The sequence below is a fragment of the Pseudomonas sp. LBUM1658 genome, assembly GCF_059716055.1.
This window is the reverse complement of sequence record NZ_CP166798.1, coordinates 2,200,160-2,214,050: the sequence shown is the minus strand read 5'-3', so window position 1 is coordinate 2,214,050 and position 13,891 is coordinate 2,200,160. Positions and strand designations below refer to the sequence as shown.

Below are 13,891 nucleotides of genomic sequence, written 5' to 3'. Positions count from 1 at the left end.
GAGCTCTATGGACAACAACGCGCAAACCTTCAACACCTATTGGTCGGGCCAGGTTCCCTTCGTTGCCTCTTTTGCGGTGCAACAATTGCGTCTGTGGGTCAGCACCAATCCCTGGTTTTCCGGGCACGATCACAACGCCTGGTTCGACTTGCCGGGTGAAACCCTGGAAACCCTCCAGACCGACTACCAGTTTCAATGGGGCCAACTCGGCCAGCAGCTGCTGACGGGCAAACCCTTCAGCTTCGATGATCGACGTTTTGCCAGCGGCAACTGGAGCGAACCATTTTTTGGCTCCCTCGCCGCCTTTTACCTGCTCAACTCCAGCTTTATGTTGAAACTGCTCGAAAAACTGCTGATCAATGATCAGAAGCCGCGCCAGCGCCTGCGCTATCTGGTCGAGCAAGCCATCGCTGCCAGTGCACCGAGCAATTACCTGACCAGCAATCCTGATGCGCTCCAGCGAATAGTTGAAACCCAGGGTACCAGCCTGCTCACCGGTCTGTTGCACATGGCCAGCGACATGAAAGAAGGCAAGATGCGCCAGTGCGATAGCGGCGCCTTCAAGGTTGGCGTCGATCTGGCCAACACCCCCGGCGAAGTGGTGTTCGAGAATGAGCTGTTCCAGCTGATTCAGTACTACCCGCAAAGCGAAACCCAGTACCTGCGCCCGGTGTTCGTGGTACCGCCGTCGATCAACAAGTACTACATTCTTGACCTGCGCCCGGACAACTCGATGGTCCGCCATCTGCTGGAACAGGGACATCCGGTGTTCATGATGTCATGGCGCAACTTTGACGAAGAGACCGCCGGCACTACCTGGGAAGACCTGATTCAGAACGGGATAATCAAGGCCCTGCAAGTGACTCGGGAAATCAGTGGTGAACCGCGCCCCAATTGCGTGGGTTTCTGCATTGGTGGCACGCTGTTGAGCACTGCACTGGCAGTACTGGCGGCACGCGGCGACAAAGAGATCGCCAGCGTGAGCCTGTTGACCACCTTCCTCGACTACCTCGATACCGGCCCGATCGATATCTTCGTCGACGAGAAAATGGTCGCCTACCGTGAGCGCACCATCGGCGGCAAGAACGGCCCCATCGGCCTGTTCAAGGGCGAGGACATGGGCAACACCTTCTCCCTGCTGCGCCCCAACGATCTGTGGTGGAACTACAACGTCGACAAATACCTCAAGGGGCAAAAACCAATGCCGCTTGACCTGCTGTTCTGGAACAACGACAGCACCAACCTTCCAGGTCCGATGTACTGCTGGTACCTGCGCCACACCTACCTGCAGAACGACTTGAAATCAGGCGAGCTGGAGTGCGCTGGAGTCAAGGTGGATCTGAGTGCGATTGACGCGCCCGCCTACTTCCTCGCCACCCATGACGATCACATCGTTCCGTGGAGAAGCGCTTTTGCCGGGACCAACCTGCTTTCCGGGAACAAGCGTTTCGTGCTGGGTGCTTCCGGTCATATCGCCGGGGTGATCAATCCACCTGCCAAAGAGAAACGTCATTACTGGACCAACAATCGGGCCACGAAAAACCCCGACACCTGGTTCAAGAATGCCGAACAGCATCCTGGTAGCTGGTGGAATGACTGGTTCGCCTGGCTGGCTGGGCACGCCGGCGAGCGTCAGCCCGCGGTGAAGCAGGTCGGCAATGACAATTACCCGCCTCTGGAACCGGCCCCAGGCCGTTATGTAATGAATCAGGCCTAGGTTTTGCTGAACCGTGCCCGATAATCACTTGGGGTGACACCCGGCCTTGCCGACTTCGTCGGCAAGGCTGTCTCAAGATTATTCCCCTCAACACCTCCTGTTTCGCTGCAAGTCCCCACCTCCTGCTCGCCTATCCCTGGAAACTATCGCGTCATAGCGTGGAGTGGCACGCCCGTGAATCTGCCATTGCGCAAAGCCTGCCCGGACGCCGGACAATCGATCCGCTAGACCAGCGACAGCGTGCGCTGATCGGCATGACCGGCGAAATACTGGTCCAGAGCGGTACGGAAAATATTACCGTCAGCCGCCACTAGATCGAACAAGGTCATGCTGGAATGGAACTTCATATGATCCGGCGTTCCGAATATCGACTGGATCGAAGCCCCCTGCAATTGCGTCACCAGCCGAGTGCAACTCTCCAGGCGTGGCCCCAGCAGCGAATGTTGCAAATACGCGGCGGCCTCATCCAAAGAAGCAATGGCGAAATACTTGGACATGTCGCTGTGCCCCAGCCCGGCGTACTGCGGAAAGACAAACCACATCCAGTGACTGCGCTTGTGACCGTTGCGCAGCTCCTCCTGTACTCGGGCAAAAACCGGGTTCTGCGCTTGCACGAAACGCTGTAGAGAAAATGGGTCAACGCTGTCGGTGCTTCTCATTTCGGCACACCTCAGGCTGTGGGTGGATTCAGACCATCGCCAATGGATGCTTGCGTTTGGGTACGCAGAACACTCGGTCGATCGCCTGCAAGTCTTCCGCGTCGAGCGTCAATCCGGCCGCCGCGGCATTGCGCCGGACATGCTCGAGCTTGACGGCTTTGGGGATGGCAATCACTCCTTGCTGGCGCAGCACCCAGGCCAGCGCCACCTGGGCCGTGGTCACACCATGGAGATTGGCGATGTGTTGGAGCGTTGGGCTGTTCAGCAGTTCTCCACCTTGGGCAATCGGGCAGTACGCCATCAGCGGCAGGTTGTGCTGCTGCCACCAGGGCAGCAGGTCGAATTCAATGCCGCGCTGTTCGATGTTGTAGAGCACCTGATTGGTCGCGCAGGCCGGCGAGGCCAGTTCCTGCAGGTCCGCCACGTCGAAATTGGAGACGCCCCAACGCCTGATCTTGCCTGATTCGCGCAAGCGCTCGAAGGCCTCGACCGTTTCCTCAAGGGGATACTGGCCGCGCCAATGCAGCAGGTACAGATCGAGATGATCAGTACCCAGGCGTTTCAGACTGGCCTCGCATGCGAGAGGGACGCCTTTGCGACTGGCATGGTGCGGGTAGACTTTACTGACCAGAAACACCCGATCCCGCTGGCCACGAATCGCTTCGCCGACCACTTCCTCCGCACCGCCCTCGGCATACATTTCCGCCGTATCGATCAGGTTCATGCCTAGATCGATGCCCAATTGTAACGCTGCCACTTCGTGGGCGCGTTGCTGCGAATCTTCACCCATGCGCCAGGTTCCCTGGCCGATGACAGGGACCGATACTCCGGCCAGATCGAGCATTCGCATGACTATCTCCTGCAGGCATTCGCTGACTATTCATGTGGCAGTGATTAAGCCAAGAGGTTCAATTCCAGGTATGACTACGCACCATTCAGGAGCAGATTAACCATCAGCTGCTAGTGTTAAGCCTACGCGCAAGGCCTCCTGACCAGTCTTGCTTGCGCCTCCTCTCTAATGGCCACAGGTGGAACACCATGCGATATACCCTGTTCGAGAATCAGAGAAACGAGATCATTCTGCTCGCGCGCATTCTGTTGATGATTCTGTTCATCATGTCCGGCTGGAGCAAGATGACCCACTTCGACGGTACGGTTGGCTACATGACTTCACTCGGCGCGCCCTTGCCCATGGTCGCTGCAGCCATTGCAGTGATCATGGAGTTCTTTGCCGCGATCCTGATCGTCCTCGGCTTCTACACCCGCCCGCTGGCCTTTCTCTTTGCCCTGTTCGTACTCGGTACCGCGGTGATCGGGCATCACTTCTGGACCATGGCCGAGCCCGAACGGGCGGCCAACACTATTCAGTACTTCAAGAACCTGAGCATCATGGGCGGCATGCTGTTGCTGGCCGTTACCGGTGCGGGCAGGTATTCGATTGATGGCCGATAGCGCTTGTCACTCGAAACAGTCCCGCATCGGCGGCATTCGCTGAGCCGCCGATGCGGGGCTTGATGCTGAAGAAGATCACCCTAGGGTTGTTCCTCTTTCCATAGAGAAACCGAGCCTGCCTCGCCGCTCATTGGAAGCCGAATCCTGCACGAAAACGTTACTGAGGTCCGTGGGGTAGCCAAAGATATAGCCGGCTGTATGTATCTCATTGTGTACAGCTGCCATCGCGACACATCCGCTCCACTTTAACTCCCTCGACAGACACATGCCGGATACACCGGCAGGGTCAACTACGCCTATCGGTTGGTACAGCCGGCCGCAACGCGCCCCGCACTTCCCCGTCACTGATTCAACGGAGTTCAAGCACATGCACACCAACCTCTCATCTGCCTTGAAGGGACTACACTTTAACCTTGATCGAGTTGGCAGCTGGATCGCACCACTCAGCCTGCGGGTCTTTCTGGCTTGGGAATTTTTCGAGTCGGGATTGGAAAAGTGGAACGGTGAAAACTGGTTCGCTGACATCCAGAGCGCTTTTCCCTTTCCCTTCAACCATGTTCCGGCTGCGGTGAACTGGGAGCTGTCGCTGTGGGCAGAGCTGATCTGCGCTATCGCCCTGCTGGTGGGTCTGGGAACACGCTTTTCGGCACTGGTCCTGATGGTGGTCACGGTGGTCGCGACCGCCGCCGTTCACTGGCCAGCCGATTGGTCGACCTTGAGCGAGCTGGCCCAGGGTTATTCCATCAGCAACAAAGGTCACGGCAACTTCAAACTGCCCTTGATCTATCTCGCAGCACTGCTGCCGCTACTGTTCTCGGGCGCCGGCAAGCTGAGCCTGGATGCGCTGCTGGAACGTTGCAGCTGGAGTCGGCAAACACGCTGAAGCGGCTGCATTTCGATAATGCCCCATTGATTCTGGAGCATACGCTATGAGCCTCATACTCTACGGATTTGATGGCAGCACTTATGTGCGTGTGGTGAAAATGCTGCTCGAAGAAAAAGGCGCCGAGTACCAACAGGTGCAGGTGAACGTGCTCAAGGGCGAGCCACACCAGCCCGAGCATCTGCTCCGCCACCCGTTCGGCAAAGTGCCGGTGATAGAACATGACGGTTTTCGCGTCATCGAAACCGGCGCCATTACCGAATATCTGAACGAGGTCCTGCCGGGGCCCTCACTGTTGCCCGACAATGCCAAGGATCGCGCCCGGGCCCGCATGGCCATGGGGATTTACGACTCCTACGGTTATGGCTCGCTGGTTGCGGTCTTTGGCTATCACCTGTTTCCCGATTTCATCGGCGGCCAGAACGACAACGCCCGACAGGAAGGAATCAATAACTCGCGCCTGGTACTGCAAGAGCTGATGAAACTCAAGGGCAGCGATCCTTTCATCGCTGGACAGACTCAGTCCCTCGCCGACTTCTATCTGGCGTCGGCCTGCGCCTACCTGTCGTTCACCCCCGATGCGGCAGAGGTGTTCAACGTGGACGGATTCAGCGCCTGGTGGGAACGGGTACAGGCATTGCCCTGCTTCAAGGCTACGGCGCCGTAACCCGTTGCGGGTGTACACGGTCGGCGTAGGAGCTGCCGATAGGCTGCGATCTTTTCTGCCGACACCACCATCATGAAGATCAAAAGATCGCAGCCTGCGGTAGCTCGAGGAGGACATCACAGGCCTTCATCAGTAAGAGAATTTTACTTCTCGATACAACGATACAAACGTATCTTTGAAACGGGGGGTTACAAGGCTGTCTGAACCTGCTGGCCCAATGACTTCAATCTGTCTTTTGCCAGATCGATGTCACGCTTTCCCGTCTTTTGAGTGGTCTACTTGAACGCGTGCAAAAGGGAAGAGGTCGTATCGTATGCGCTGCGCAAACTGCGGACTCGAGAATCCCTCCGGGGCCAGCTTCTGTGAAGCGTGCGGCGCCAGGCTGTCTTGCAGCTGTCCGCGCTGTGGCCACGAGGCGGGCCTTTCCGCCAAATTCTGTAGTGAATGCGGCGCACCGCTAACCGATGCGCCTGCCGCGCCATCACCGCGCCCCCTGCCTGTTTCAGAGCCTTCTCCAGCGCCCATTCATTACACGCCCCACTACCTTGCCGAGCGCATCCGCGCCGAACAGGCGGCCATGGAAGCCCGGGGCGAGACTGCCGGCGAACGCAAGACCATCACGGCGCTGTTTGCCGACATGGCCGGCTCCATGGCGCTGATCCACGACCTCGATCCGGAAGAGGCCCAGCGCCTGATCGAGCCCGTCATCGCGCTGATGATGGAAGCCGTCCACTACTACGAAGGCTACGTGGCCAAGACGCTGGGCGATGGCATCCTCGCGTTATTCGGCGCCCCCATCGCCCATGAAGACCACCCGCAGCGGGCGCTGTATGCGGCACTGCGCATGCAGGAGGCGATACACCGACATGGCGACCGTATTCGTCTGGAGAAAGGCATTCCGCTGCAAATCCGCGTCGGCATCCACACCGGAGAGGTCGTCGTGCGTTCGATCCGCACGGACAATTTGCACACCGATTACGATCCGGTCGGGCACACGATCCACATTGCGTCCCGGATGGAGGGAATCGCCGCGCCATCGTCGATCCTGGTGAGCGAGTCCACCCACAAGCTGGCGGAGGGCTATTTCGAGTTCAGGACTCTGGGGGCCACCCAGGTCAAAGGCATTCCCGATCCGCTTGTCGTGTATGAGGTGCAGGGTGTCGGCGCGCTGCGCACGCGCCTGCAACTGGCGGCACATCGCGGGCTGGCCAGGTTCGTCGGCCGCCAGGTCGAGCTGGACCACCTGCATCAGGCGCTCGATCAGGCCAAAGCGGGCCACGGGCAGGTTGTCGCAGTGGCAGGCGAGGCCGGGGTCGGGAAGTCGCGGCTGTTCCATGAGTTCAAGGAACGCTCGCGGAGCGGCTGTCTGGTGCTGGAGACGTACTCGGTGTCGCACGGCAAGGCCTTTGCCTATTTTCCGCTCATCGAGCTTCTGAAAAGCTATTTTCAGATCACTGCCCTGGACGACGAGCGGCGGTGCCGGGAAAAGGTCATGGGCAAGACCCTGACGCTTGAGCGCAGCTTCGAGGAGCTCGTGCCCTACCTGCTCTATCTGCTGGGTATTGGCGAACGCAGTTCGGCGCTCGCGGAAATGGATCCTCAGATCCGGCGCGATCGCATCTTCGACGCGATTACGCAACTTCTGGTGCGCGAGAGTCGCGATCAGCCGATCGAACTGCTGTTCGAGGACCTGCAATGGCTGGACCGCGAGACCGAAGCATTCCTCGCGTGCCTCATCGACCGCGTGGCGAGTGCTCCGATCCTGCTCCTCGTGAACTACCGGCCCGAGTATCAGCCTGTGTGGACGCACGCGGGCCATTGCAGCCAGCTGCGGCTCGAACCGCTGGGCCCGGCCGAAGCCCAGGGACTGCTCGCGGCCCTGCTTGGGGACGATCCCACCCTCGTCCCCCTCAAACAGCTCATCCTGGAGAAGACGGAGGGCAACCCTTTCTTCATGGAGGAAGTGGTCCAAACGCTGGTCGAGGAGAAATCGCTGCTCGGCGAACCCGGCCGTTACCGGATCGAGCAGACTCCGGCTGCGCTGCATATTCCCACCACCGTGCAGGGTGTGCTCGCCGCCCGTATCGACCGGCTCCCCGTTGCGCAGAAGGAATTGCTGCAGACGCTCGCCGTCATCGGCAAGGAGTTTGCGTTCAGTCTGATCCAACGCATCTATGATGGACGGGGCGCTCGGATGGACGACGATTTGCGCGATCTGCTGGCCCGACTGGAGGCCGCGGAGTTCATTTACCAGCGGCCCGCATTTCCGGAGGTGGAGTATTCGTTCAAGCATGCGCTGACCCAGGAGGTCGCGGGCCACTCGCTACTCACGGAGCGGCGTAGCGCACTGCATGAACGCACAGCGCAGGCCATCGAGGCACTGTTCCCCACCCGCATCGCGGATTACTGCAGCGAACTGGCGCACCACTACAGGCTGAGCGGCAATGTCCCGAAGGCCGTGGAATACCTGCACCGTACCGGGCAACAGGCCCTCCAGCATTGCGCCCATCTCGATGCGGTGCGGCACCTCGGCGCGGCGCTGGAATTGCTCGAGCATTTGCCCGACACGCCCGCGCGTGCTCATCAGGAACTGACGTTGCTGCTCTGCCTGGGGCCGGCCTTGATGGCCGTGCGAGGCTATGGTGTGCCCGAGGTGGCGGCCACCTACACCCGTGCTCTGGCGCTATGCGAGCAAGTAGGCGACGACTCGCTTTTCCCTGCGCTGATGGGGCTGCGGATGTACTACCAGTTGCGTGCGCAATACTCAACTGCATGCGAACTGGGTGAACGATTGCTCAGTGTTGCGCAAACTGCGCAGAATCCGGACTTGCTCGTGGGAGCCCATGCGGCACTCGGGGCGACATTGCTTTTACAGGGGGATCTGCGCAATGCCCTTGAACACCAGGAGCGGGTGCGTGTCCTCTACAACCCGGACCGTCATCGCACACATGCCATTACGTACGGCATAGACCCGGGCTACGCCCTGACACATTCGGCCTGGTGCCTTTGGTTCTTGGGTTTGCCCGATCAGGCAAGCACGCGCAGCCGGGATGCCCTTGCTCTGGCCAATAAGATTTGCGACCCGTTCAGCCTGGCCTTCACCCTGTCTGCTACGTCGATACTGGGACAGTTTCGGCACGACGTACAACTTGCCGAAGAGTGTGCTGATGCCGCCATCAAGCTTTCACTCGAACGAGGGTTTCCGTTTTATTTGGCGTGGGGGACTATTCTCCAGGGTTGGGCTCGCGCCGAGCAGGGAAACCTGGACGAGGGAATCGCTCAGATAACCAAAGGTATCGCCACTTACCAAGCAGCCGGAGCAGAGCTTGCATGCTCTTATTTTCTTTCCCTGCTGGCCGCAGCTCACGGGCGCGCCGGGCAACCGCAGGCAGGATTGGATGCCGTGACCGACGCTCTGGCTATGGTGAACAGAACAGGCGAGCACTTTTACGAAGCAGAACTGTACCGGCTCAAGGGAGCTCTTACCCTCCAATGTCCGGGCGAAGACAGACAGGATTCTTCCGTGCAGCAGGAAGCGCAAGTATGTTTTCAAAAGGCGATCTCGGTCGCTCGACAACAAGGGGCAAAGTCTCTCGAGCTACGAGCCACAGTGAGCCTTGCTCAGCTATGGGAAACACGAGACAAGGAGGCGGCCAGGCAAATGCTGGCCGACATCTATAGCTTCTTCACCGAAGGCTTCGACAGCGTTGATTTGCTACAAGCCAAGGCGCTGCTCGATGCATGGGCACCAAGCGGGGGGTGAACGATCGATGACGCATGGCGCGCAATGGAGCATCGGCGTGTCGTCGGTCAGCGCGTGACGGGGCGAAGCGCCGCAACAAGTTCCCGATTCGGCTCAGCACCGGTGAGGAGACCAAGAATGACCACGAAGAACGGAAAGCCTCGGGGCAGTGATGAGCGTAAGCCGGTCGCGCTGGCTTTGCAGGGCGGCGGGATGCACGGTGCGTTCACCTGGGGCGTACTCGATCGGTTGCTCGAGGACGGCAGGCTTGCCATTGAAGGGGTGAGCGCAACCAGTGCCGGCGCGATGAATGCTGCCGTGCTGGCCTACGGCATGCTGCAGGGTGACGAGGCCGGCGCGCGCCAGGCGCTGCACGATTTCTGGCACGCCGTGGCGCAGTCCGCCGAGCGTCATAACCCGTTGCGCTGGACGCCATGGCTGAAAGGGACGCACAGCTTCGGGCTGGACCATTCGCCCATGTATGCGTTTGCGGACATGGCACTTCGTATCTTCTCGCCATACCAGTTCAATCGCCACAACTTGAATCCGCTGCGGGAGGTGCTGGAGAGGCAGGTAGATTTCGCCGCGTTGCGAAAGCAATGCCCATTCCACCTCTATCTGTGCGCGACCAATGTCGAGACGGGGAAGATACGCATATTCTCCGGCGAGGACGTCTGCGCCGAAGCGGTGCTAGCTTCGGCCTGTGTGCCGACATTGTTCCAGGCGATCACGATAGACGGGCAGAACTACTGGGATGGCGGCTATATGGGAAACCCGGCCATTTTCCCGTTGATCTACCACTGCAATACTCGCGATGTGGTGATCGTCCACATCAACCCGCTCGTCCGCCCGGGCGTGCCTATTACAGCTGCCGACATCCTCAATCGCATCAGTGAAATCAGCTTCAACTCGTCGCTGATGCGTGAGATGCGCACCATCGCCTTTGTCACCGATCTCATCCAGCAAGGCAAGGTCGATCGCGACGAGATGAAGGAGATGCTGATCCACTCCATTCGGGCCGACGAGGCGATGTGCGCGCTCAGCGTGTCCAGCAAGTACAACGCGAACTGGGACTTCCTTTGCGGATTGCGCGACAACGGACGACGCGAGGCCGAGGCGTGGCTCACGGAGAACTACCGGAATATTGGCGAACGGTCGAGTATCGACATCCGAAAGGAATTTCTTTGAACGCCGCCATGAGACGGGAAAAGGTGGCTGGCGATCTTGACCGGCCGTGGGGCTGGCGACACTAACACGTCCCCTTGCCGGGTGTGTAGAGGACTTGCACCTCCAAGTCACCAGCGTGGCCACCACAACCAAGCTGGTTGCGCTTACGCGCAACGCGCCATGCCTGGCGCACACATAAAAAACCCGGCTTTCGCCGGGTTATCTGTTTCAGGAGCAATCAGCATTCGACTGTCGAGCGTCCAGGCATTTCAAACCTGGCCCTGGCTCTCCAGCTGCATACCCAGCGGAGTCCTGCTGAAGCCGTTCTCTGCCAGCGCCGGTAATGCCCCCCTGCCCGCCAATGGCGTCAGCTGGAAACAGATGCCGCTGTCACAGCGATGGTTTTCACTGGCGGCATTGGCATGGACCGCAGCACCGGCCAGGGAAAATACGATTGAGGTCAAATAGCTTTTAAGGTTTTTCATGGGATTCATCCTGGTTTCAAAGCAAGGCTGGAAGAGATATCAGCGGCGGGAGAATCAACCCCCTTCGTGGCAGGTATCAGCGAATTTGCTGTAGTCCAGAACCTGCGTCAGCCCCTGGGAATCCAGGTAGGTGATGCGAGCATTCACCACCCCGCAGGACGGTCCTGCGTCCTGGGTCATCGACAGGACTTTCTGGATATCCAGGTGCGTGCCATAGGAATAGGTCTGAGCTTTGACGGTGGTTTGCGCCTGTGCCGATATCGCGCAGATGTTCAGTGCGGCAAACAGGCCGGCGACGTAGATGACTTTCAAGTTCATGGTCATTCCTCGGGTCTTCAATGGGTTGATCTCTCAATAGAGCCGAGGCGTGTCGCATTGCCTCTTTGGAGCCTATTGAATGCCCTTGAGGTATCCCGAATGTGTCGAAAATAGCCGTCGGTTAAATCGCCAGGTATCCAGGTGGCGTCTGGATACACGCAGATACATCCCGCCGGGAAAAACCTGCTTTGCGCCGCTGTTTGTACGCAAATCTCTTGATCGGGTTTTCCCAGCGCAGGATGTTGAATCAGCAAAACGGCGGCAGATCAGTAAAGATCCACCGCCGTAGCTTCATGCTCTGTTACTGGTAGCTATCGCCGTTAAGCAATGGCCTTCAGGCTGTTGCTTTCCCTTACAACTGATACTTCTCACGCACCAGATGGCCGATACCCATGCGATCGAGGATGTCCAACGGACAGAGAAACGTCACGCGGACCGTGCCCGGCAGCCGGCTGATTTCAATGGAGCCATTGATGGTGGCGCGGTTGAGCACCTCGTCGTAGGGCAACCCGGTCACCGCTGCGGCGCGACGCAAACCGTTTTCAGTGGCGACGTTGAGGTTTACCCCACTGCCGATAAAGGTGATCGGACCGTAGCCAGGAGCAACTCTTTGGTTCGAGGAAACGCTGACCCACTGTCAGTGGTCAGGTATTGGAATAAATCTGGACTGTTTTACCGACTTGAATGAGAAGCTCGAATATATCTCCTTCACTCCGGGCAATGTTTGCAGAACCTCTCGTGCAAACTCGCCAAATGACTCGAGGTCCTTGGCCACCACTTCAAGCAAGAAATCATATCGCCCGGAAACGTTATGACAGGTAACAATCTCGGGAATTTCCAACAGCCTTTTTTCAAAGTGCCGTGCATTGTCTTTCGAGTGCGAGCTCATCATCACACTGACGAATGCAGTGACCCCATACCCCAGTTCTTTCGGTGAAAGAATCGCTTGATATCCGGTAATGGCGCCTCGTTCTTCCAGCATCTTTATCCGCCTCCAGCAGGGAGAGGTGGTCAAGGAGACGCTGTCGGCCAGCTCGGCCACGGTCAATCTGGCATTGCCTTGCAAGGCGGCGAGTAAAGCTCTATCGGTTCGATCCAGAGTCGTTGGCATATTTTGCCTTAGATAGTCGTACTTTCTTGTTTTTGACCCAATAAATCATCTGATTCATGGCTTAATTGGAATTTTAATCTTGGATTTTTAGCATAGCATTATTGAAAATCCAGGAGCATCGCCATGAATCATAAAAACAAGGACCTTGGCTTTTCCACTCGCGCGATTCATCACGGTTACGATCCGCTGGACAATAAAGGTGCGCTGGTTCCACCGATCTATCTCACCGCGACCTTTGCTTTTCCTTCTGCGGAGTATGGCGCCGGCTGCTTTAGCGGCGAAGAAAACGGACATTTCTACACGCGCATTTCAAACCCGACCCTGGCCTTGCTCGAGTCGAGAATGGCGACACTGGAAGGTGGCGAGGCCGCAGTAGCCTTTGGCTCTGGCATGGGGGCTATCGCAGCGACACTCTGGACACTGCTCAGACCCGGAGACGAGATACTGGCCAATCGTACGTTGTACGGCTGTACCTTCGCCTTCCTGAACCATGGTATTGGCGAATTCGGAATTAAAGTCCGCCATGTGGATATGTCGAACCTGGCTGAACTGAGGGATGCCATAACTCCAGCGACCCGGATGATTTACTTCGAATCCCCTTCCAACCCGAACATGCAACTGGTCGATATCCAGGCCGTGTCCACCCTGGCGCGGCAACACACTGATATCACAGTGGTCGTTGATAACACCTACTGTTCGCCGTATTTACAGCGACCTCTGGAACTGGGCGCCGACGTAGTCGTGCATTCCGCGACCAAGTACCTCAGCGGGCACGGAGATATCACGGCGGGCATCGCCATCTCCAGCAAAGCGCTGGCGGATCGGATTCGTCTTGAGGGCCTGAAGGATTTGACCGGTGCCGTGATGTCTCCGCAGGATGCGTTCCTGCTGATGCGCGGATTGAAGACCCTGGCGTTGCGCATGGACCGACACTGTAGCAATGCTCAACGCATTGCCGAGTATCTGCAATGTCATCCTGCTGTCGAGTGGGTGGCCTATCCTGGACTGAGCTCCTTCGCCCAGTACGAGCTGGCCTCACGCCAGATGAAGCTGCCTGGCGGAATGATTGCGTTTGAACTCAAGGGCGGTATCGAGACCGGCAGGAAGTTCATGAACGCACTTAACCTGTTCAGCAGAGCCGTCAGCCTCGGCGACGCCGAATCCCTGGCGCAACACCCGGCGAGCATGACCCACTCGACCTACACCCCAGAGGAGCGTGCGCACCATGGCATCTCCGAAGGATTGGTGCGCCTGTCGGTCGGACTCGAAGACATCAGCGATCTGCTGGCTGATATCAGACAGGCATTGGAAGCAGCTACAAGCTACAAGCTTCAAGCCGCAAGCGAGGTCCGCGCCGGACACAAAACCGCTTCTCTCTTCCCGCTTGCCGCTGACAGCTTGCCGCTGGCGCGCAGCGCAAAAACAAAACCCCTACCTGCATACGCAGATAGGGGTTTCGGAATTTAATCTTGACGATGACCTACTCTCACATGGGGAAACCCCACACTACCATCGGCGATGCATCGTTTCACTGCTGAGTTCGGGATGGGATCAGGTGGTTCCAATGCTCTATGGTCGTCAAGAAATTCGGTAGCCGGGTCGTGGGCCTTTTCAGGTTCACGCTCCAGCGAATGGGTATGTGATAGCTTGGTGTTTTGTGAGTATCTCGAACTTTCGGTTCGTTTCGTCT

At 58.1% G+C, this 13,891-nt stretch carries 12 protein-coding genes, 1 rRNA gene and 2 pseudogenes; 8 read left to right on the top strand and 7 right to left on the bottom strand.

The window, feature by feature from the left end; all coding sequences use genetic code 11:
- The first annotated feature begins 7 nt into the window (after positions 1 to 7).
- On the top strand, positions 8 to 1,717 hold the full coding sequence (phaC, locus tag ACA064_RS10125; RefSeq protein ID WP_497673220.1) for a class I poly(R)-hydroxyalkanoic acid synthase: 1,710 nt from the start codon (positions 8 to 10) through the stop codon (positions 1,715 to 1,717).
- 224 nt (positions 1,718 to 1,941) lie between these two features.
- Here phaC and ACA064_RS10120 read toward each other — a convergent pair whose 3' ends face one another.
- Positions 1,942 to 2,376, bottom strand: a complete 435-nt coding sequence (locus tag ACA064_RS10120) for a DUF1810 domain-containing protein (protein WP_497673219.1) — start codon at positions 2,374 to 2,376, stop codon at positions 1,942 to 1,944.
- A 28-nt stretch (positions 2,377 to 2,404) separates the two neighbouring features.
- Positions 2,405 to 3,226, bottom strand: coding sequence for an aldo/keto reductase (locus ACA064_RS10115; protein WP_497673218.1), 822 nt, complete (start codon positions 3,224 to 3,226; stop codon positions 2,405 to 2,407).
- 188 nt (positions 3,227 to 3,414) lie between these two features.
- Here ACA064_RS10115 and ACA064_RS10110 point away from each other — a divergent pair, with 188 nt between their 5' ends.
- The 6 genes and pseudogenes from ACA064_RS10110 to ACA064_RS10085 all read left to right on the top strand — a co-directional run bounded on the left by ACA064_RS10110 (position 3,415) and on the right by ACA064_RS10085 (position 10,308).
- On the top strand, positions 3,415 to 3,828 hold the full coding sequence (locus ACA064_RS10110; RefSeq protein ID WP_497673217.1) for a DoxX family protein: 414 nt from the start codon (positions 3,415 to 3,417) through the stop codon (positions 3,826 to 3,828).
- A 367-nt stretch (positions 3,829 to 4,195) separates the two neighbouring features.
- The gene (locus ACA064_RS10105) at positions 4,196 to 4,711 is read left to right on the top strand and encodes an HvfX family Cu-binding RiPP maturation protein (protein ID WP_497673216.1); all 516 of its coding nucleotides are present in this window, start codon (positions 4,196 to 4,198) and stop codon (positions 4,709 to 4,711) included.
- 46 nt (positions 4,712 to 4,757) lie between these two features.
- Positions 4,758 to 5,378, top strand: a complete 621-nt coding sequence (locus tag ACA064_RS10100; protein WP_497673215.1) for a glutathione S-transferase family protein — start codon at positions 4,758 to 4,760, stop codon at positions 5,376 to 5,378.
- A gap of 313 nt (positions 5,379 to 5,691) precedes the next feature.
- Positions 5,692 to 5,832: pseudogene (locus ACA064_RS10095) on the top strand (zinc-ribbon domain-containing protein); the annotation flags it as partial.
- 123 nt (positions 5,833 to 5,955) lie between these two features.
- Complete coding sequence (locus ACA064_RS10090; RefSeq protein WP_497674210.1) at positions 5,956 to 9,141, top strand: adenylate/guanylate cyclase domain-containing protein; 3,186 nt, start codon at positions 5,956 to 5,958, stop codon at positions 9,139 to 9,141.
- Positions 9,142 to 9,258: 117 nt separating this feature from the next.
- The gene (locus ACA064_RS10085) at positions 9,259 to 10,308 is read left to right on the top strand and encodes a patatin-like phospholipase family protein (protein WP_497673214.1); all 1,050 of its coding nucleotides are present in this window, start codon (positions 9,259 to 9,261) and stop codon (positions 10,306 to 10,308) included.
- A 248-nt stretch (positions 10,309 to 10,556) separates the two neighbouring features.
- Here the strand turns inward: ACA064_RS10085 and ACA064_RS10080 are convergent, their stop codons facing one another.
- The 4 genes and pseudogenes from ACA064_RS10080 to ACA064_RS10065 form a co-directional block, all read right to left on the bottom strand.
- On the bottom strand, positions 10,557 to 10,772 hold the full coding sequence (locus ACA064_RS10080) for a hypothetical protein (RefSeq protein WP_497673213.1): 216 nt from the start codon (positions 10,770 to 10,772) through the stop codon (positions 10,557 to 10,559).
- Positions 10,773 to 10,826: 54 nt separating this feature from the next.
- On the bottom strand, positions 10,827 to 11,090 hold the full coding sequence (locus tag ACA064_RS10075) for a DUF2790 domain-containing protein (protein ID WP_497673212.1): 264 nt from the start codon (positions 11,088 to 11,090) through the stop codon (positions 10,827 to 10,829).
- 352 nt (positions 11,091 to 11,442) lie between these two features.
- Positions 11,443 to 11,682, bottom strand: a pseudogene (locus tag ACA064_RS10070) (acetamidase/formamidase family protein); the annotation flags it as partial.
- Positions 11,683 to 11,727: 45 nt separating this feature from the next.
- On the bottom strand, positions 11,728 to 12,201 hold the full coding sequence (locus tag ACA064_RS10065) for an Lrp/AsnC family transcriptional regulator (RefSeq protein ID WP_150645577.1): 474 nt from the start codon (positions 12,199 to 12,201) through the stop codon (positions 11,728 to 11,730).
- A 123-nt stretch (positions 12,202 to 12,324) separates the two neighbouring features.
- On the opposite strand from ACA064_RS10065, the gene ACA064_RS10060 reads away from it, so the two are divergent.
- A complete protein-coding gene (locus tag ACA064_RS10060; protein WP_497673211.1) occupies positions 12,325 to 13,668 on the top strand; it encodes a methionine gamma-lyase in 1,344 nt (447 codons plus the stop codon).
- On the opposite strand, the gene rrf is transcribed toward ACA064_RS10060, so the two are convergent.
- Positions 13,669 to 13,784 (bottom strand): 5S ribosomal RNA (gene rrf, locus ACA064_RS10055).
- Positions 13,785 to 13,891: the final 107 nt, after the last annotated feature.